This window comes from Actinomadura miaoliensis, from assembly GCF_039536785.1.
GTDB lineage: Bacteria > Actinomycetota > Actinomycetes > Streptosporangiales > Streptosporangiaceae > Spirillospora > Spirillospora miaoliensis.
Map to the genome: position 1 here is coordinate 201491 of NZ_BAAAZG010000018.1, position 18559 is coordinate 220049.

At 74.5% G+C, this 18559-nt stretch carries 17 protein-coding genes; 13 read left to right on the forward strand and 4 right to left on the reverse strand.

The window, feature by feature from the left end; genetic code table 11:
• Positions 1-241 precede the first annotated feature (241 nt).
• On the reverse strand, positions 242-817 hold the full coding sequence (locus ABD811_RS15605; RefSeq protein WP_344947304.1) for an HhH-GPD-type base excision DNA repair protein: 576 nt from the start codon (positions 815-817) through the stop codon (positions 242-244).
• 160 nt (positions 818-977) lie between these two features.
• Between ABD811_RS15605 and ABD811_RS15610 the strand changes: the two genes are divergently transcribed.
• From ABD811_RS15610 to ABD811_RS15655, 10 genes are all read left to right on the forward strand, one after another.
• Positions 978-1652 (forward strand): molybdopterin-dependent oxidoreductase, encoded by a 675-nt coding sequence (locus ABD811_RS15610; protein WP_344947308.1) that lies wholly within the window; start codon positions 978-980, stop codon positions 1650-1652.
• On the forward strand, positions 1639-2349 hold the full coding sequence (locus ABD811_RS15615) for a cytochrome b/b6 domain-containing protein (RefSeq protein ID WP_344947311.1): 711 nt from the start codon (positions 1639-1641) through the stop codon (positions 2347-2349). Before ABD811_RS15610 ends, ABD811_RS15615 begins: the two co-directional genes overlap by 14 nt.
• Before the next feature lie 175 nt (positions 2350-2524).
• Positions 2525-2818: a hypothetical protein gene (locus tag ABD811_RS15620; protein ID WP_344947314.1), complete on the forward strand. Its 294-nt coding sequence runs from the start codon at positions 2525-2527 to the stop codon at positions 2816-2818.
• Between the two features lie 148 nt (positions 2819-2966).
• The gene (locus ABD811_RS15625) at positions 2967-4607 is read left to right on the forward strand and encodes a hypothetical protein (RefSeq protein WP_425549410.1); all 1641 of its coding nucleotides are present in this window, start codon (positions 2967-2969) and stop codon (positions 4605-4607) included.
• 147 nt (positions 4608-4754) lie between these two features.
• Positions 4755-6341, forward strand: a complete 1587-nt coding sequence (locus ABD811_RS15630) for a TY-Chap domain-containing protein (protein ID WP_344947316.1) — start codon at positions 4755-4757, stop codon at positions 6339-6341.
• Positions 6342-6426: 85 nt separating this feature from the next.
• Positions 6427-7992 carry an SseB family protein gene (locus ABD811_RS15635; protein WP_344947319.1) on the forward strand — a complete coding sequence of 522 codons (1566 nt, stop codon included), beginning with the start codon at positions 6427-6429 and terminating at the stop codon, positions 7990-7992.
• Positions 7989-8357, forward strand: a complete 369-nt coding sequence (locus tag ABD811_RS15640; RefSeq protein WP_344947321.1) for a hypothetical protein — start codon at positions 7989-7991, stop codon at positions 8355-8357. Before ABD811_RS15635 ends, ABD811_RS15640 begins: the two co-directional genes overlap by 4 nt.
• 44 nt (positions 8358-8401) lie before the next feature.
• A complete protein-coding gene (locus ABD811_RS15645) occupies positions 8402-9154 on the forward strand; it encodes a LamB/YcsF family protein (protein WP_344947324.1) in 753 nt (250 codons plus the stop codon).
• Positions 9151-9768, forward strand: coding sequence for a 5-oxoprolinase subunit PxpB (pxpB, locus tag ABD811_RS15650; protein ID WP_344947327.1), 618 nt, complete (start codon positions 9151-9153; stop codon positions 9766-9768). The genes ABD811_RS15645 and pxpB overlap by 4 nt, the downstream gene beginning before the upstream one ends.
• A complete protein-coding gene (locus ABD811_RS15655; protein WP_344947330.1) occupies positions 9765-10625 on the forward strand; it encodes a 5-oxoprolinase subunit C family protein in 861 nt (286 codons plus the stop codon). The genes pxpB and ABD811_RS15655 overlap by 4 nt, the downstream gene beginning before the upstream one ends.
• Here ABD811_RS15655 and ABD811_RS15660 read toward each other — a convergent pair.
• A complete protein-coding gene (locus tag ABD811_RS15660; protein WP_344947333.1) occupies positions 10613-11353 on the reverse strand; it encodes an SDR family NAD(P)-dependent oxidoreductase in 741 nt (246 codons plus the stop codon). The genes ABD811_RS15655 and ABD811_RS15660 overlap by 13 nt on opposite strands.
• Positions 11354-11436: 83 nt before the next feature.
• Here ABD811_RS15660 and ABD811_RS15665 point away from each other — a divergent pair, with 83 nt between their 5' ends.
• Entirely contained in the window at positions 11437-12024 is a 588-nt protein-coding gene (locus tag ABD811_RS15665) for a TetR/AcrR family transcriptional regulator (protein ID WP_344947335.1), read from the forward strand.
• A gap of 615 nt (positions 12025-12639) precedes the next feature.
• Here the strand turns inward: ABD811_RS15665 and ABD811_RS15670 are convergent.
• Both ABD811_RS15670 and ABD811_RS15675 read right to left on the reverse strand, forming a co-directional pair.
• A complete protein-coding gene (locus ABD811_RS15670; protein WP_344947337.1) occupies positions 12640-13722 on the reverse strand; it encodes a winged helix DNA-binding domain-containing protein in 1083 nt (360 codons plus the stop codon).
• Between the two features lie 41 nt (positions 13723-13763).
• Positions 13764-16406 carry an AAA family ATPase gene (locus tag ABD811_RS15675; RefSeq protein ID WP_344947339.1) on the reverse strand — a complete coding sequence of 881 codons (2643 nt, stop codon included), beginning with the start codon at positions 16404-16406 and terminating at the stop codon, positions 13764-13766.
• 358 nt (positions 16407-16764) lie between these two features.
• On the opposite strand from ABD811_RS15675, the gene ABD811_RS15680 reads away from it, so the two are divergent.
• Together ABD811_RS15680 and ABD811_RS15685 are read left to right on the forward strand one after the other, a co-directional pair.
• Positions 16765-17481 (forward strand): ribonuclease HII, encoded by a 717-nt coding sequence (locus tag ABD811_RS15680; protein ID WP_344947473.1) that lies wholly within the window; start codon positions 16765-16767, stop codon positions 17479-17481.
• A gap of 173 nt (positions 17482-17654) precedes the next feature.
• Positions 17655-18293 (forward strand): HhH-GDP family DNA glycosylase, encoded by a 639-nt coding sequence (locus ABD811_RS15685; protein ID WP_344947342.1) that lies wholly within the window; start codon positions 17655-17657, stop codon positions 18291-18293.
• Positions 18294-18559 lie beyond the last annotated feature (266 nt).

The window sequence follows — 18559 nt, forward strand, 5'->3', positions numbered from 1 at the left end:
GACGCACCCGGATCGGCCGCACGGACGGTGAGTAGCCGATGGTACGACGTCCAGGGCCCGCGGGGCGGCGAAGTCCCCACCCTCGGCGAGTTCCGGTCGCGCCGCACTCATCTTGACGGTTCGTCCGTATCCCGCCCGTCAGGTCATGCAAAAAGAGGGCAAAGATTACCGGCGCCGGGCGCGTCGTCTGCGCCCGAACACCCCCGAACCCCACCGACCCGGACGGCCCGGCGGCGGCCGGCTACTTCTTGGCCGCCGCCTTCATCTGCTGCTTGAACTCGCGGACCTTGACCAGCGACTCGGGGCCGGTGATGTCGGCGACGGACCGGTAGGAGCCCTCCTCGCCGTACGCCCCGGCCGCCTCGCGCCAGCCCTCCGGCCGCACGCCGAAGCGCTTGCCCAGCAGCGCCACGAAGATCTGCGCCTTCTGCTTGCCGTAGCCGGGCAGGGCGTTGAGCCGCTTGAACAGCTCCTTGCCCGTGTCCACGTCCCGCCAGATCGCCTCGGCGTCGCCGTCGTAGTGCTCCACCAGGTACTGGCACAGCTGCTGGACGCGCTTGGCCATCGAGCCCGGGTACCGGTGCACGGCGGGCTTCTCCGACAGCAGCGCGGCGAAGCGCTCCGGGTCGCAGGCGGCGATCTCGTGCGCGTCCAGGTCGTCGGCGCCCATCCGGCGCGCGATGGTGTAGGGCCCGGCGAACGCCCATTCCATGGGGATCTGCTGGTCGAGCAGCATGCCCGTCAGCAGGGCCAGCGGGCTGCGTCCCAGCAGCTCGTCGGCCTCCGGCTGCTGGCTGAGGTGAACCTTGGTGGCCATGCGGCCAGCTTAGGACCTGGTGTCTGACGAATTCCTTACGACGGCCCGCGCGCCATGGCGGACCGTGCGCGGGGGTGCTCGAATACCGGGGCAGAGGGTCCGAGCGAAAGGCGTGGACGGCGTGGATGCGGAAGACGATACGGAACCATCGGGCGCGCCGGTGGGACGGCGCATCGTGCTCGGCATGCTCGGGTTGGGCGCGGCCGGGATCGCGGTGGGCGCGTCCGTACAGGACCGTGTGAGCCGCGCGCTGTCCCCGATCGGCGCCCCCATCCAGGACGTGCTGCCCGCCGCGGGCGGCTTCCGCTACTACTCGGTCGTCGACGAGGTGCCCCGGCGCGACGCGGGCGGCCACCGGGTCACGGTCGGCGGGCTGGTGGCGCGGCCCCGCTCGTTCGGGATGGCCGATCTCGCGGCGCTTCCGCAGACCCGGCTCACCCGCGACTTCCAGTGCGTGACGGGGTGGCGCGTACGGGACGTGGCGTGGGCGGGTGTGGCGCTGCCCGATCTGCTGGACGCGGTCGGCGTGTCCCCCCGGGCCAAGGCCGTGCGGTTCGAGTCGTTCGACGGCGCCTACACCGAGTCGCTCACGCTGGAGCAGGCGCGGCGCCGGGACGTGCTGGTCGCCACCCAGATGCAGGGGGCGCCCGTCACGCACGACCACGGCGGGCCCACGCGACTCCTCGTGGCGCCGATGTACGGGTACAAGTCGCTGAAGTGGCTGGGCGGTATCGAGGTCACCGACCGGGTGGTCCCGGGTTACTGGGAGCGCCGCGGCTACGACGTGGACGCGTGGGTGGGCCGGTCGAACGGACGTGACGATGCGCCGACCTGATCCCAGGCACCACGATGACCGGCTGCCCAGGTTCACGCGGGCGGAGCGGTGGGTGCACCACGCGACCGCGCTTCTGATGCTGGTCTGCCTGGTGACGGCCCTGCTGCTGTACGTGCCGGGGCTGTCGGCCGCCGTGGGCCGCCGCGACCTGATCAGGCCGCTGCACGTGTGGTGCGGGTTCGCGCTGCCCGTTCCGGTCCTGCTCGGCCTGGTGTCGCGGGCGTTCCGCGCGGACCTGCGGCGGCTGGACCGATTCGGCCCGCACGACCGGGAGTGGCTGCGCCGCGCCGACCGGCGGGCGGTGCGCCGCGTCGGCGGCCTGGACCGCGGGGTGGTGCCGGTGGGCAAGTTCAACGCCGGGCAGAAGCTGAACGCCGCGTTCACCGCGGGGGCGATCCTGGTGATGCTGGGCAGCGGCGCGATGCTGGCCTTCCCCGGGCCCTGGCCCGTCCACTGGCGGACCGGCGCAACTTTCGTCCACGACTGGCTGTTCCTGGCCGTCGCCTTGGTGACCGCGGGGCATCTCTGGTACGCGCTGCGCGACCGGGGAGCCCTCACCGGCATGCTCACCGGGCACGTCGACCGGGCGTGGGCGGCGCGCCATCACCCCGCCTGGCTGGACGTTCTCGACGGCGCGCGCCCCACGCCGCCCGCGCCTGCCGAAAATGAAAAAGACACGTCGGTGATACGTGAGTAAAGCTTCTGTTTCCGGAATCGGCTGGGCCTTGACTCTCCCGGCGGAGACGTTGGAATGGGACATCGAGGCGAGGTCGGGGCGGTGGCCTCTCGCCGGACGCCGTCCCCGGTTAGGCTTCGTCTCGCCCGGCGGTCGCCCCGTACCGCCGGACCCCGGGCGCGGAGGGTGAGCATTGATGCCTCCTGCACTTGCCGACCACCGGAGCCGGACCCGTGAGCTGCTGGCGCGGCGGCTGGCGGCCGAGTTCGCCGGGTTCAGTCCGGCCACCGTGGCGCGCTGCGTGGCCGACGTCCAGGCGTGCGTCACCCATCTCGGGCTCGACGCCACGCCCGAGCTCGTCGAACGGATGGCCCGCGAGCACCTGGTCGGGATGGTCAAGTCCCGGCCGCCGTCCGGACGCGGCGACACGCCCTCCGGACGCGGCGACACGCCGTCCGGCACCCGGCCCTCGGGACTCGTGGACGGCTGAGCCGTCCCGTCCGAACGGCGGCGTCCGGGGGCCCGGCAGGGGTTCGGATGGCCGGGGCGCACGGGCGCCCGAATTCCGGCACGTCCCTTTTCGGCGGACCCCTATGTCCTGGGCGATGCGCGGCCCCGAATCTGAGAAGCTAGGGGGCGTGAGTCCCCAGAGCCGCCGCCGTTCCTCCGGGGATCCAGCGCGCAACGGCCCGCAGCCCTCGGACGAGGTCTCCGCGATCTACGACGGCATGCTCCGGCACGCCCGCGAGCTGCTGGCGGTGCGCAGCCCGCTGGACGCCGAACTGATCGTCAGCGAGATCCTCGGCTCCTGGTGGGGGCACCGCGTCGAGGGCGGTGACGTCGAGGAGGTCATCGGCGAGGGGCTGGTCGACCACGCCGTCCGCGCGGGCACCCCGGCGGCGCTGGCGCTGCTGACCGGCATGGCCTACCTGGGGACGACCCGGCAGGCGATCAAGGCGGAGCGGGGGGCCCTGGAGCTGATGGACCGGGGCGTGCCGCGTCCCGGCTGGGCCGACCGGGTGGGCATGGTGGCGCCCGAGGCGTGCTACGTGTCCCGCGACGTGTACGGCGACCAGGATTCGGTGGTGTGCCTCTACACCTATGGCGGCGCGGAGCGGCACGCCCTGGTGGTGCTGGTCGACCGCACCAGGCCGGGCACGCTGCGGCCCGCGTCCCCGCCCTCCGGCGGCGCGCCCGGCGGCCGGGCCGCCGGTGACGGCGGTCGCGTGGTGGCGGCCGGGATGGTCCGCGACGCGTGGGTGTCGTCCCAGGTCGACCGGCTGCTGGAGCACTGCCGCCGGGAGGGCCGCGACAATCCGCTGGTGCGCTTCGAGGAGCTGGACCCGCGGCAGACACGGGCGATGCTGGACGCGGCGCTGCGGCTGACCGGCGAGACCGACGACCCGCCGGTCGGCGAGAACTTCGGCGCCTACCACGCGTTCGTGCGGGCCCGCGTGCGCGCGCTGCCGCCGGGCGGGCGGGTGCCGCAGCCGCCGGTCTACGGCAGCGACCTGCGCGCCAAGATCGGCGTGGAGTTCCTGGCGTCCGACGAGGCCGAGGAGCTGTCGGACCGGTCGGCCGCCCTCCGCTGCGTCGACCGCATCATCGACTACGGCTGCACCCACGACTTCGGCCGTCCGCTGCGGGTCAGCCCGACCAAGTGCGAGCGGTTCCTGCTGGACTGGCTGCCGCGCAAGGTGCTGCTGTCGCCCACCGAGCAGGAGGCGGTGCCGCACGTGCTGGCGGCGTGGGTGCGGTGGGCGGGCCGCCGCACCGGGCTTCCCGAGGAGGGCATCCGCGCCACCCTGGACGCGGTCTGGGACGCCACCGCCAAGTTCGCCGCGGCCTACCGCGACCCGTCGGCGTTCGGGCTGGGCCGCGAGCTGGTCGACCGGCTGCTGCCGGACGGGGACATGGAGGCGCTGCCCCGGCGCGCGTTCGCGCTGCCGTTCCTGTCGGGCACGCACCGGCTGCCGGACCGCGTGATCGACCTGGCCTCCCTGGACCCGGCCGACCCGCACGACCGGCGCGTCATGATCGAGTTCGAGCATCCGGGGGCGGCGCCGGAGCACGTGGCGGCGCACGAGCGGCTGGTGGCGCGGCTGTGGGACGGCGACCCGCCGCAGCTGTGGGAGACGGCGCAGGCGCTGCTGGACGTGGGCTACGAGCGGCACGCGATCCTGCACAAGCTGATCGACCTGCTGGACGTCTACCACGACGACCCGCAGGGGCTGCGCCGCGCGCTGCGTGTGCTGCGTCACGAAGCACCACCGGAGTGAACTCCCGGTTTGCCAGAGGCGTCCGGGACGACAATCATCGGGATCTCGGCATCGTCTCGGCCGGCGGTCCCGCGGGAGGATCGGCCGGGTCGGCCGGTGAGGGTCGGCGGGCCCGGGGGTCGCGTGCCCCGGCCATAGGGAGTGATCTTGTTGGAGTGGTCCGAGTTCGCCCGGCGTCTGGGACGCGAACTGGCGGTGCTCGAACGGGACACCATCCTCATCGTGCGTGAGCGCGACGAGAGCCGCCACTACGTCCAGGCGATGCGCGAGCCGGACCGGCTGTACGCCGAGGCGGTCAGCAACAACTTCCTGGACGGCCCGCTGCTGCTGACCCTCGCCGACGAGGAGGTGCTCAGCGAGGCCGGGTGGCGTCCCCCCGAGGACCCCGCCCCCCGCAACTGGTGGACGGAACTGCCCGCGTTCGCCGCCCTCGACGACCACGCCCGCCTGTCGGACATGATGGTCACCGCCCTGCGCGACGTGCAGGGCGTGCGGCGGCCCTCCGACCTGGTGTACGAGTCGTTCCACCGGCTCGGCACGGGCCAGATCGAGCTGCCCGACTTCGGCATCGACGCGGCCAATCCCGGCCAGCTGACCCGCCGCCGCAGCTCGGCGGAGGCGCTCGCGCAGGGCGGCCCGCCGGGCGGGTTCGGGCAGGGGCGCGCGCCGGCGCCGCGCGAGCCGCTGGACCCGCTGGTGGACCGGGACGTCGCCGTGCCGCCGACCGAGCCGAAAGGGCTGACCGGCCCGGAGGGGCCGACGCCGCCGCTGTCGGGCGCCGCGGGGCCGTCGGCGGCCGCCGGGGGCGGGGTCGATCTGGCGCAGCGGATCGGCTCGCTGCCGCTGGGCGCCCCGGTCCCCGGCCCCGAGCCGGGCGCCGCCGCGGGACGGACGCCGCCGTGGCCGACCGCCGGCCCCGACGAGCTGGAGTCCCGTCTCGCCGACGCCAAACAGCGCGGCGACCACACCACCTACTTCGAGCTGCTGCTGTCGGCCGACCTGGTGCTGCCCGTGTCGACGGGGCAGGCGGCCCACCCGCGCGCCGCCGGGTTCCCCACGACGACGATCGGCACGCGCACCTACATCACGGTGTTCACCTCGCCCCAGTCGCTGGCCCGGTCGATCGGGCGTCCCGGCGACCCGCCGTCCAGCCTGTACCGCCAGACCTCCTTCGCCCAGCTCGCCACCGAGTGGCCCGACCCGTCCTGGCAGCTTGCCGTCAATCCGGGGCTGCCGAGCGAGGTGCACCTGGACGCGGCCGCCGTCGCCCGGCTGGACGCCCAGCAGCGCGCCCTGGGACGGCACAACGCCCCGCGTCCCGTGATGCCCGAGCCGCCCGCCGAGACGCCGCAGGCGCCGCCGTCGGCGCCTGTGCCCGCGTCGGCGCTCGAGGGCCCGCCTCCGGCCGCGCCGTCCGCTCCCGCGCCGTCTCAGGGCCCCGTGGCGCCCCCGGCGGCCCCCACCCCCGCACCGGCACCCGCTCCCGCAGCGGCACCCGCTCCCGACGCCACGCCCGCAGCCGCCGCCGAGCCGTCCGCCCCGCCGCCTCCCGGTCCCGGCCCGATCGTGCTGCGGCCGCAGCACGGCGCACGGCTGTGGCATTGGGCCGGTGAGGGCGAGGAGAGCCCGGTGGCGGTGTACGACGCGATCGGCGGCGTCTGGACCCCTGTGCGATCCGGCCACGGCACCGGCGCCGACGGCACCGGCGCGCTCCCCGCTCCCCATACCGAATGATCTTCCGCGCCGCGCCCGCGCGCGGGCGGCCGGAAGGCTACCGTCGAGTACGGCACATCACCACGGACGCGGGAGTGGGGCCCGATTGGACTGGAACGACTTCGCCAAACGGCTGACCATCGAGCTGCTGCGACTGCCGGTCCGGGCGTTCCTGATCGTGGAGGCGCCGGGCGGCCTGCCGTACACGCAGGCGATGCGGACGGAGGAGAGCCTGCAGGCCGAGGCGGTCAGCAGCGCCTTCCTGCCGCGGCCGCTGTCGCCCGGGCAGGAACGCCGTCTCGCCGCGCTCGGCTGGCAGCGTCCCGACGAGCACGGCCGCGGCGGCGGGGACGGCGCCGACGGCGAAGAACGGCGCAACTGGTGGCACCGCTTCGACGAGAGCGACGGGTCGTCGCGCGACGACAAGCGGTTCGCCGAGGACTGCGCGATCCTGGCCGGGATGATGGTCGGCGCCTTCCGGGAGGTCCACGGCCTGTCCAGCCCCCGCGGGCTGGTGTACCAGGCCGCGCGCACCGGGCCGGACGGCGGCGTCCTGACGTTGCCGGAGCTGGGCATCCCCCCGGCGCCCGTCGAGGGCGGCGAGGTGGCGGCGCCCGTCGACGTTGAGCCCTCGCCCGCCGGCGGCGGGGCGTCCGCCGATGTGGACAAGGCGCTCGCCGACGCCCGCGAGCGCGGCGACCAGGACGCGTACCTGCGTCTGCTCTCCGGGGCCACCCTGTATCTTCCGGACCCCGGCAGCTCCGAGGCCCCCGGGGGCGGCGACGGACGGCACTACGCGACCGCACGCTTCGGGGAGGGGACGTTCGTGCTGGCGTTCACCTCTCCCGAGGCCATGGACACGTCACTGCGCGGCCAGGCCGTCCACCATCGGACGAGCTCCCTGGCGGAGCTGGCCCGGCACTGGCCGCATCCGGACTGGCAGTTGGCGGTCAACCCCGGTCTCCCCAGCGCCGCCTACCTGGACGCCCCGGCGCTGCTCCCCCAGCGCCCAGGGGATGCCGAACAAGGCGCCGGGCAAGGTGCGGGGCAAGGGAACGCCCCCACTGCCCGCAAGGCCGCCGTGCAGTCCGCGGCCAACGGCGGCGAGGCCGCGCGGACTCCGAAGCACGAGAAGGCCACCGACACGACCGTGATGCAGAAGGTCGTGCGTCCCGACCATGTCGCGCACTACGTGGAGGGCGGCTACGACCTGGTCGCCGGGTATGTGCACCGGCTGCAGGACGTGCGTGAGCTGAACACCCCGTCGCGGCTCGTGCACGGGCTCGGGCTGGCGTGGGACGGGTCGCCGTTCTCCGCAGGGGACGAGGAGATTCACGTCATCCGCTGGCAGGCCGTCCGCCCCGCCCTCTACCGCAGGCCGCTGGGCGGCATCGACGAGTGGAGCATGAGCATCATCCCGGGGGGCTGGGTCATCGAGAAGGCGCCGTTCCACGGTTCCGGGTACGCGTCCGGGGACGGCCCGGCCATCCCCGAGTTCAAGGTCGACAGCCTGCGCCTTCCGCACGGCGCCGAGATATGGCGTCTCGGCCGTTCCGGAGGGGAGACGCTGGTGGCCGCCTACGACGCCGACCAACGCCGTTGGACGCGGCGCGACGACGATGACGCGGCCCCTGGGCGGTACCCACGGGAGCGGGCGAGAGGACGGGAATGACCATCCGGCACGGGTACTACGCGGGCTGGCGCGGCACCGACTACGAGGCGAGCCCGGACGGCGACGACGTCCGGCTGTACCTGTCGCGTCCCGCGGACGGGTTCACGCAGGCCGCCCCGGACCGGTACGTGCGGGTGGTGCCGGCCGCCGAGGTCGACCACCTGTCCTACGTCCGGACGCGGTGCAGTTGGCGCGGCGAGCCGTTCGTGGTGCTCGGCGAACACGGGGAGTGGCTGCGCGTGGAGTACACGGGGGGCAAGGCGCCGGTCGCGGAGCGGCTCGGTCTGGAGCCGTTCGACCGGGGCGTGTACCAGGCGTGGGCGCCGCGCGGTGAGGTGCAGGACGTGCGCGAGGAGACCGTGTAGGCCGCGGCAGCCCTGCGGGCCGCGACGGTGATAGATCTGGGGGCATGGCGGTCATCGACATCAACGCCGACCTCGGCGAGGGGTTCGGCATCTGGACGCTGGGCGACGACGTCGCGCTGCTCGACGTGATCACCAGCGCGAACGTGGCGTGCGGGTTCCACGCGGGTGATCCGCTGATCATGCGCCGGGTGTGCGCGGCCGCGGTGGAGCGCGGGGTGCGGATCGGCGCGCAGGTGTCGTACCGCGACCTGGCGGGGTTCGGGCGCCGTGAGATGGACGTGGCCCCGGCGGAGCTGACCGCCGAGGTGCTCTACCAGATCGCGGCGCTGGACGGCATCGCCCGTGCCGAAGGCGGCCGCGTCTCCTACGTCAAGCCGCACGGCGCGCTCTACAACCGCATCGCCCGCGACCCGGTCCAAGCGCGCGCGGTGACGGACGCGGTGCGCGCCTACGACGCGTCGCTGCCCGTCCTGACGCTGCCGGGGTCGTCGGTGTACGAGGCCGCCGACGGCCTGACCGTGGTGGCCGAGTGCTTCGCCGACCGCGCCTACACCCCGAAGGGGGCCCTGGTGTCGCGCCGCGAGGCGGGAGCGGTCATCCACGACCGCGACGCCGTGGTGGAGCGGGCCGTACGGATGGCGGTCGACGGCACCGTCGTGGCCGTGGACGGCACCGAGGTGACGCTGAACGCGCGTTCCATCTGCGTCCACGGCGACACTCCCGGCGCGGTGGAGCTGGCGCGGTCCGTGCGGGCCGCGCTGACCGAGGCCGGGGTGCGGGCGGAGCCGTTCGCATGAGGGTCCGCAGGGCGGGCGACACGGCGCTGCTGGTCGAGACGGACGACCTGGCGACCGCGCACCGGCTGAACGCGGCCGTCCGCGCCGCCGCGCTGCCGGGCGTGGTCGACGTGGTACCGGGCGAGCGCACGGTGCTGGTGGTTGCCGACCCGGCGCGCTGCGACCTCGGCCGCCTGGCCGCCCGGCTGCCCGGGCTGCCGCTGCCCGCCTCGGCGTCCGGCGACACGCCGCCGGTGGAGATCCCGGTGGTGTACGACGGGGCGGACCTGGACGAGGTCGCCGAACTGACCGGGCTGTCGCGGGCCGAGGTCGTCCAGCGGCACGCCGCCGTGTCCTACACCGTCGCCTACCTCGGCTTCTCCCCCGGCTTCGGGTACCTGACCGGTCTGGACCCGGCGTTGCACGTCCCGCGCCGCGAGTCGCCCCGCACGGCCGTGCCGGCGGGCTCGGTGGCCATCGCCGGGCCGTACAGCGCGGTGTACCCGTCGCAGTCGCCCGGGGGCTGGCGGCTGCTCGGCCGCAGCGACCTGCCCCTGTGGGACGTGCGGCGCGACCCGCCGTCCCTGCTGCAGCCGGGAACCCGTGTGCGGTTCGTGCCGAAGGAGACACCGTGATCGAGGTCGTGCGGCCCGGTCCGCTGGCGACGGTGCAGGACTTGGGCAGGCCCGGGCACGCGCACCTGGGCGTCCCCCGGTCCGGGGCGGCCGACGAGCGCGCGCTGCGGCTGGCCAACCGCCTCGTCGGCAACCCGGAGGGCGCGGCCGGAGTGGAACTCACCCTCGGCGGTGCCGCGTTGCGCTTCCACGCCCGCGCCTGGATCGCCGTGACGGGCGCGCCCCTGCCGTTGCGGATCGACGGCCGCCCCCATGGCATGAATGCCCCCTGCCACGTACCGGCGGACGCCACCGTCGAGTTCGGCACGCCGCTCACCGGGCTGCGCAGCTACGTCGCGGTACGGGGCGGTGTGGCCGTCGACGAGGTGCTGGGGAGCCGTTCCACCGACCTTCTGTCCGGGCTGGGGCCCGCGCCTTTGTCGGCGGGCGCCCGGCTGCCGGTGGGCCCCGTCGGCGGCCACGCCGACATCCACGTGGACATCGCGCCCGGCCCGGCGTTGCCCGACGTGCCCGAACTGCGGATCCTGCCCGGCCCCCGCGACGACTGGTTCACCGACGACGCGCTCACCACGCTCACGTCCACGCCCTACGAGGTCACCCCGGACAGCAACCGCGTGGGTGTCCGCCTGGACGGCGCCCCCCTGACCCGTGCCCGGCACGGCGAGCTGGGCAGCGAGGGCATGGTCACCGGGGCGATCCAGGTGCCGCCCAGCGGGCTGCCCATCATCTTCCTCACCGACCACCCGACGACCGGGGGCTACCCGGTCGTGGCGGTCCTGGTGTCGGACGACGTCCCGCTTGCCGCCCAGCTCCGTCCGGGCCAACGCCTGCGTTTCCGGCCGGGTCAGGCCAGGTAGCCGCCGTCGATCGGCAGCAGGGCACCGGTGATGAACGAGGCGCCGGGGCTGGCCAGGAACACCACTCCCGCGGCGATCTCCTCAGGGCGCCCGTACCGGCCCATCGCGTTCATCGCGCGCTGGGCGTCGGAGCTCGGGCCGTCCGGCGGGTTCATGTCGGTCGCCACCGAGCCGGACTGGATGACGTTCACCGTGACGCCGCGCGGCGCCAGGTCGCGGGCCGCGCCCCGGCTGTAGCCGACGATCGCCGCCTTGGTCGCCGCGTAGTCGGCGACGCCGGGGTTGGCGGTCCGGGCGGACAGGTTGGAGCCGATCGTGATGATCCGCCCGTCGTCCTCGATCACCTGGGCCGCGGTCCGGATCGCCGTCACCACGCCGCCCACGTTCACCGCGTACATGCGCTCCAGCGCCGCGAGGTCGGCGTCCGCATCGTCCGCACGCGCCCGCGTGATGACACCCGCGTTGTTGACCAGGATGTCCAGCCGTCCGAACTCCTCGGCGACCGTCCTGACCAGCCGTTCGACCTGCGCGGGGTCGCCCTGGTCGGCGCGGTGCGCGGCGGCGCGGCGGCCCCGGCCCTTGATGTCGTCCACGACCGCCAGCGCCTTGTCCTCCGCCGCCGCGTAGCCGATCGCCACGTCGGCGCCCGCGTCGGCCAGCGCCCGCGCGGTCGCCGCGCCGATGCCCCGCGATCCGCCCGTCACCAGCGCCACCTTGCCGTCCAGCATGCCGTCCTCCATTTTCATACCGATCGGTACTTATTTAGGGAGAGTACTATACCGAGCGGTACGAAAAAAATGGGGAGGGGCACATGGGAGCGGGCCGACCGCGCGCCTTCGATGTCGACGAGGCCCTGGACCGCGCGCTGGAGGTGTTCTGGCGGCAGGGCTACGAGGGCACCGCCCTGTCCGACCTGACCGCCGCGATGGGCATCAACCGGCCCAGCCTCTACGCCGCCTATGGCAACAAGGAGGCGCTGTTCCGCAAGGTTCTGGACCGCTACCTGGACGGCCCCGGCGGCTACCTCCGGCGGGCCCTCCTCGCCCCCACGGCCCGCGCCGTCGCCGAGGAACTGCTCCGCGGCGCCATCCGGGCCACCACGGCCGAGGGCCGCCCCCGCGGCTGCCTGATCGTCCAGGCCGCCATCGCCACCGGAGACGACGCCGCCCCCATCCGCCAGGAGATCCTCGCGCACCGCCGCACCGCCCAGACGGCTCTGCGCGAGCGCATGGAACGCGCCCGGGCCGAAGGCGACCTCCCACCCGACGCCGACCCCGCCGACCTGGCCCGCTACCTGTGGACCACCTCCTACGGCCTGGCCGTCCAGGCCGCGGGCGGCGCCACGCGCGAAGACCTCGACCGGGTCGCCGACCTGGCCCTCAGCAACTGGCCCTCCTAACCCTCACAGGCATCCGCCGCACCCACCACCGCGAAAGACCACGCCCCCAAGCGGCAGACGCCCCGCCCCCCGGCGACACGGCCCTGGTGGCGGATGACGCTGCGCCAAGCGGCGGGCGGCGCGCCGCCGGGCGGCAAACGGCGGCTCCGGGCGGCAGGTGGGGCGGCCCCGAGTGGCGGATGGGACGGCCCCGGGCCGCAGGTGGCACGGCCCCGAGCGGCGGATCGCACAGCCCCAGGCGGCGGATCGCACTGCCCCAGGCGGCGGACGGCACTGCGCCAGGCGGCGGATCGCGCGGCGCCAGGCGGCGGGTAGCACGGCCCTGATTGTGGATGGCGCGGCCTGGGAGGCGGATGGGGCGGCCCCGGGTGTCGGATGGCGCGCCGCCAGACGGCGGGGGGCGGCCCTAGGCGGTGGACGGCACAGCCCAGGCGACGGATCGCGCTGCGCCGGGCGGCGGATGGCACAGCCCGGGAGGCGGACGGCACAGCCCCAGGCGGCCGTTCCGGCGGTCGTCTGTTCGGAGGCGGGCGGCCGCTTACCTCCGGACGTGCGCGTTGCCGACCGAGGCGCGGAACACCCACGGCCTGGCCGTAGCGCCCGCTGGGTGTCCGGTCAGGCGGTCAGAAGGGACCGCACGCGGGCGACCTCGGTCTCGAGAAGGTCGGCCGGGACGTCTTCGAAGGGAGTTACCGACACCTCGCCGTCCTTGGCTTCCCAGGTTCCGGCGACGCGGCCCTCGTGCAGGACCACCGGGGAGATCCAGCCTGCGGTGCGGCTGACCTCGGAACGCCGCTCGGCAGGGATGAGGTACGTGGCGTTCGTCCCGGCGCCGAGCACGTACGGGTCGAAGCCCCCGAGGAGGCGCACCGACCGCGACGGCTCGGTGTCCGCCAGCTCGTCGGCGTGCTCGGCCAGCGCGTACATCGGCTCCCCGTCGACCTCGACGGTCGCGAGCTCGCCGTCGAGCGCCGCGAACCAGCCCTTGAGGTCCTTCTTGCGGCTGCCGCCGCGGGTCAGCCAGTTGTCGAACGTCTGCGGCGTCGCGGGGCCGTACGCGCCCAGGAAGGCCCGGATGACGGTGCGGGCGGCGTCCTCCACCGGCGGCAGGCCGCGCCAGCCGGGCAGGTTCTCCGGCGACGTGAACGTCACGCGGGCGCCCTGGGAGGGCCCGTGGCACAGCACGCCCCACCACGCCAGCGGTTTCAGCACCGTGCCCCAGCCGGAGCCGAGCACCTCGGCCAGATGGCCGGAACCGGTCTTGTCGACGATCGCGGTGGTGAGCTCCTGACGGGTGAGCGCCTTCCCGCCGGCCAGCGCGTCGACCGCCACGGCCGCGATCGCCTCCAGGTCGGCGGGCGTGGCGCCGAAGGTCCGTTGCCAGCTGGGTTTCTCCCAGTGGCGGAGCGTGCCGCACAGGGCGAGGTAGGCGCCGGCCTCCTCCACGGGCAGCAGATGCAGGGTGCCGCGCATCACCCAGGTCTTGACGAGCGCCCGCTCCTCCCACAGCGCCCGCGGCACGTCCCCCGGGACGGGGCGGGCCTGCCGCACCGCCACGGCCAGCTCGGCCGCCGAGGCGACCTGGGCCTGCACCCCGGCCAGCCGCCGCGCGATGCCGACGGCCGACCCGTCCCCCGGCGGCTCGACGAACTGCCGCCGCATCCGCCAGGCCAGCACCTGCCCCCACGAAACCGTCATGCGCCGATTAAACCGCGCCCCACCGACAGGCCAGGACGAGGTCAGCCGAGCCGGTGGGCGAGTTCGGCCAGGGCGGCGTGGACGTCCTCGGCGGTGAGGACGGTGAGGTCGGCGGGGGTCGCGGCCGCGCCGAGTTCGGCGGCGCGCAGGGCTCGTGACGCGCACGCCTTCTCATAGACGGAGCGGGCGAAACGGCCGTTGCCCAGCTCGTCCACGCGGCCGAGCCCGCACGCGCGCTGGAACACCAGGGCCAGGTCGTCCAACGCGCGCTCCTCCCACCGGTCCCCGTTCTCCTCGGCGATCAGCTGCGCGATCTGCAGCAGCTCGTCGGGGCCGTAGGAGGGGAAGTCGACGCGGACGTCGAAACGCGAGGCCAGGCCCGGGTTGGACGCCAGGAAACGCTCCATGTCGCCTTCGTAGCCGGCCAGCACGATCACCAGGCGGTCGCGGTCGTCCTCGGCGCGTTTCAGCAGCGTCTGCACGGCCTCGGCGCCGAACGCGTCGCCGCCGTTGTAGCCGGGGTTGCTCAGCGCGTAGGCCTCGTCGACGAACAGCACCCCGCCCAGCGCCGAGTCGATCACCTTGTTGGTCTTGATGGCGGTGCCGCCGAGGTGGTCGCCGACCAGATCGGCCCGCTGCGCCTCCACCACCTCGGGACGGGCCAGCAGGCCGAGCGCGGCGAACACCCGGCCGAGCACCCGCGCCACCGTGGTCTTGCCGGTGCCGGGCGGGCCGGTGAACACGAAGTGCCGGGTCGGCGGGCGGGTGACCAGGCCCTGCTCCTCGCGCATCTTGGCGACCTGCAGCTGCGCGGCGATCTCCCGGACCTGCCGTTTCACCGGGGCCAGCCCGATCATGGCGTCCAGCGAGCCGAGCGCCTCGTCCAGGGTCGGGGTCTCGACGTAGCCGCGGTACCGCTCGGTGATCTCGGCGAACGCGGTGTCGACGTCCTCGGCGCGCAGGGTCACCAGCTCCTCGGCGCTGGGGCGCCGTCCCTGCTCGGCGGCCGCGTCCACGACCCGCACGTCGCGGGCGCGGGCGGCGGCCTCGGTGAGCGATCGGACGAACCGGCCGTTGCCCAGCTCGTCGACGATCCCGCGCCGCTCCACCTCCTCGAAGCGGGCGCGCAGGCGGCGCCGCGCGGCCTCGTCCAGCCGGTCATCGCGCAGCCCGGTGTGGTACTCGGCGATGCGCAGCAGCTCGGCGGGCCGGTAGGTGGGGAAGTGCACGCGGGTGCCGAACCGCGAGGCCAGCCCCGGGTTGGACGCCAGGAACTCGGTCATCTGCGGCTCGTACCCGGCCAGGATGATCACGAGGTTGTCGCGGTCGTCCTCGGCGCGTTTCAGCAGCGTCTGGACGGCCTCGTTGCCGAACCGGTCGACCTGTCCCTCGGCGGCGTTGACCAGCCCGTACGCCTCGTCCACGAACAGCACCCCGCCCAGCGCCGAGTCGACGAGCCGGTTGGTCTTGATCGCGGTGGCGCCGAGGTACTCCCCCACCAGGTCGGCGCGGTGCGCCTCCACCACGTTCGGCGTGGGCAGCAGCCCGAACGCGTAGAAGATCTTGGCCAGGACGCGGGCGACGGTGGTCTTGCCGGTGCCGGACGGGCCGACGAACACCAGGTGCAGCAGCGGCTTCTCGGTGGGCACCCCGGCGGCGGCGCGCAGATGCGCGGCCTCGATGGACGCGGCGATCGCCCGGACCTGCCGTTTGACCGGCTCCAGGCCGACCATCGCCTCCAGCTCGGCCAGCGCCTCGTCGACCGAGATCTCCGGCGGCCCGCCCGCGCCTCGCCCGTCCGGTTCGGCCACCGGGGCGGACATCGCGGCGACGGCCGCCTGGGCCTGTTCCTGGGCCGTGGTGGCGGCCTGGGCGTGGGCGGCGGCGCGCTGCTCGTAGGCCGCCTGTGTGGCCGCGGGCACCCCCGCGGGGAACCCCTCGGTGTCGCCTGCCTCGCCCCCGCCGTCGCCGCGTCCGGCACCGGAGCGCTTTCCCGAGGGACGCTTGCGCGGTTGCGGCCCGCCCTCGAAGGGCGGCCTGGGAGCACCTTCGCCGGACGTGCGCGGTTCGCCGCCCCCGGCCGTGCCGGCCTGCTCCTGCACCCAGCCCGTGTCGTACGCTTCCGCCGCCATGGCCCGGCGCGCCTGGTCCCAGCGGTAGGCGAGCACGGCCAATGCGGCAAGCCAGGCGGGTGCCACGTGCAGGCCCGGCAGCGGATGTACGGTCGCGGCGGCGATGAGCCCGGCCGCCCCCAGTGCGAGCAGTGCGGTGCGCCAGGGGGCGTACCCGCGCAGCCGCAACGCGACGATCGCCACCGGCAGTGCCAGCAGCCCCAGCAGGAGCGGGGCGTTCAGGTACGGGTCGTCCGCGCGTTCGGGGAACAGCCGTCCCAGCGGCACCGACACCGCCAGCCACCCCATGATCACCGACACGACGGCCATGCCCGCCGGCGACCGCAGCGTCAGGTGCACCACGACCATCAGGATGGCCGTGAACACGGCGGCGCTGAGCACCGGCCCGTTCAGGACCACCGCGACCGACACCACCACCGCGACCCCCAGCACCGCGCCCAGGAACCTCAGGCCGGGCAGGATCTGGAAGTAACGCACGCGCAGGCGCTCGAAAAGATCCCGCGCCGCGGTGCCCAGCGGCGGGCGGGAGCGGGACCTGCCGAACAATGCCATCAAGGCGAGTAAAGCGCAGGACCCCCCGGATCGGCACCATCTGGACGCGGTTCGTTGCGCCGTGTCAAGGCGGACGTGCCCCCGCAACGGCCGGCCCCACCTCCGCATCCGGGCCGCTGACCAGCGCGTTCTCCGATGGTCATGGCAGCGGGTCAAGGGCGGCCGCCGCCCGCCGCTGAGAACCTCCTCGCGATCGCCCGTGGCATGCACGCCCGCGAAGGGGGCGGCGCCTCTACGATCGAACGGCCGCGGACGCCGCGTCCGCTCGGATCAGCACCTTCGTACGGGAGACCATGTGACGGACGCCATCGACGCGCTGCCGGGCCTGGAGTCGTCGGCCGAACCGGAGGCGGCGCCTCTGTCGGCCGGGTACGAGATCGAGCACGAGCTGCACGCGGCCCTCGGCGCGCAGCGCATCGCCGGGGTGGACGAGGTGGGACGCGGCGCGTGGGCCGGGCCCGTCGTGGTGTGCGCGGCGGTCACCGACCTGTCGCCGCCGCCCGAGCTGCCGGGTCGGGGCGGCCGTACGATCCGGCTGACGGACTCCAAGCTGCTGTCGCCGGCGCACCGGGAGGCGTTCGCCGAGGTGCTGCCCGGCTGGCTGACCGCGTACGCGTTCGGCGCGTCGGCCCCGGAGGAGATCGACGAGGTCGGCATGACGGAGGCGCTGCGCCGGGCCGCCGTCCGGGCCCTGGAGGGGCTGCCGGAGCCGCCCGACGCCGTCATCCTGGACGGCAAGCACGACTACATCGGCCCGGGTTCCGGAGGGCGCCATCGGCGGATCCGCTGCGAGGTCAAGGCCGACCAGCGTTCGGTGACGGTGGCGGCGGCGTCGGTGCTGGCCAAGGTGCACCGCGACCGGCTCATGGCCGCCCTCGACGAGCAGTTCCCCGGGTACGGTTTCGCCGACAGCGCCGGGTACCCGTCCCCCGTCCACCAGAAGACCCTCGAGGAGTCTGGCCCGACGCCGCACCACCGGCTGTCCTGGTCCTACCTTGACGACCTGCCCCGCTGGCGGCACCTGAAGAAGCACCGCGACCCGCTGGCGGGCGAGGGTCAGCTGACCCTCCTGTGACCGTCTCTTGGACTTGCGGCCGACGCCGGGCCGCCCGCCGCGATACGAACGCTCCAAACCGGCATATCTGACATATCGCATATATCCGGGCGCGTGGCCGCGTCCGGCGCCGCGCCCGCTGGAGTCATCCGCGCCTGCCTGGGTAGAGCGCCGAGTGACGGGAGGTGCGTGTCATGGACGCTGTCGTGAAGAGGCTGCTGCGCGAGGCGGGCGAGACCTACGCCGAGGAGGCCGGTGTCCCGCTCAAGGACCAACCCGCCGCCCTGTGGAAGCTGCTGGTCCTGTCCAACCTCCTCAGCGCCCGGATCTCCTCCGAGATCGCGATGGCGGCCGCCCGGGAGCTGTTCGAGGCCGGCGGCGGCACCGCACGCGGCATGGCCCGGCTGACCTGGCAGCAGCGGGTGGACGCGCTCGGCCGCGGCCACTACGTCCGCTACGACGAGAGCACCGCCGGCCGCCTGGGCGACATGGCCGACATCGTCCAGGACAAGTACAACGGCGACCTGCGGCGGCTGGCGATCGAGTCGGAACGCGACAGGGAACGCGCCGGCCAGCTGCTCCGCGAGTTCCCCGGCATCGGCCCGACAGGCGTCGACATCTTCTGCCGCGAGGCGCAGGCCATGTGGCCCTGGCTGCGCCCCTACTTCGACGAGCAGACCCTCAAGGGGGCCGAACGCCTGGGCCTGCCCAAGGACCCCAAGCGCCTCGCCGACGAAGTCCCCGAAAAGGACTTGGCCCGCTTCGCCGCCGCCCTCGTCCGCGTGGCCCGCGACAAGGACTTGGCCGACTCCATCACCAAGAACGGCACGTAACTCCCGCCGCCGCAGTGGGCGGGCCCCGGCGCGCCCCTGGGCACACCCGCCGCAGAGGGGGCCGGCCAGTGCAATCGCCAGACGCCGGCCCCAGCAGCCGGGTGCGCCGGAGTCCTCATGCGCCCCGCGGGCCGTCCACCGACGCGTGCTGCGGACGCCCCCGGTGCTGGCCGGGCCCTTCCTCGCCAACGCGCTGCCCTAACCGCCTCCTGCGCGAGGACGACATGAGAAGCCCCCGAGTGGACGACCGCCCCGTCGGCCGTGGT

What these genes read in the sequence shown, in the direction of transcription:
- ABD811_RS15605 (WP_344947304.1), bottom strand. Translation starts at nt 817, where the DNA reads ATGGCCACCAAGGTTCACCTCAGCCAGCAGCCGGAGGCCGACGAGCTG.
- ABD811_RS15615 (WP_344947311.1), top strand. Translation starts at nt 1,639, where the DNA reads ATGCGCCGACCTGATCCCAGGCACCACGATGACCGGCTGCCCAGGTTC.
- ABD811_RS15620 (WP_344947314.1), top strand. Translation starts at nt 2,525, where the DNA reads ATGCCTCCTGCACTTGCCGACCACCGGAGCCGGACCCGTGAGCTGCTG.
- ABD811_RS15640 (WP_344947321.1), top strand. Translation starts at nt 7,989, where the DNA reads ATGACCATCCGGCACGGGTACTACGCGGGCTGGCGCGGCACCGACTAC.
- ABD811_RS15645 (WP_344947324.1), top strand. Translation starts at nt 8,402, where the DNA reads ATGGCGGTCATCGACATCAACGCCGACCTCGGCGAGGGGTTCGGCATC.
- pxpB (WP_344947327.1), top strand. Translation starts at nt 9,151, where the DNA reads ATGAGGGTCCGCAGGGCGGGCGACACGGCGCTGCTGGTCGAGACGGAC.
- ABD811_RS15660 (WP_344947333.1), bottom strand. Translation starts at nt 11,353, where the DNA reads ATGCTGGACGGCAAGGTGGCGCTGGTGACGGGCGGATCGCGGGGCATC.
- ABD811_RS15665 (WP_344947335.1), top strand. Translation starts at nt 11,437, where the DNA reads ATGGGAGCGGGCCGACCGCGCGCCTTCGATGTCGACGAGGCCCTGGAC.
- ABD811_RS15670 (WP_344947337.1), bottom strand. Translation starts at nt 13,722, where the DNA reads ATGACGGTTTCGTGGGGGCAGGTGCTGGCCTGGCGGATGCGGCGGCAG.
- ABD811_RS15675 (WP_344947339.1), bottom strand. Translation starts at nt 16,406, where the DNA reads ATGGCATTGTTCGGCAGGTCCCGCTCCCGCCCGCCGCTGGGCACCGCG.
- ABD811_RS15685 (WP_344947342.1), top strand. Translation starts at nt 17,655, where the DNA reads ATGGACGCTGTCGTGAAGAGGCTGCTGCGCGAGGCGGGCGAGACCTAC.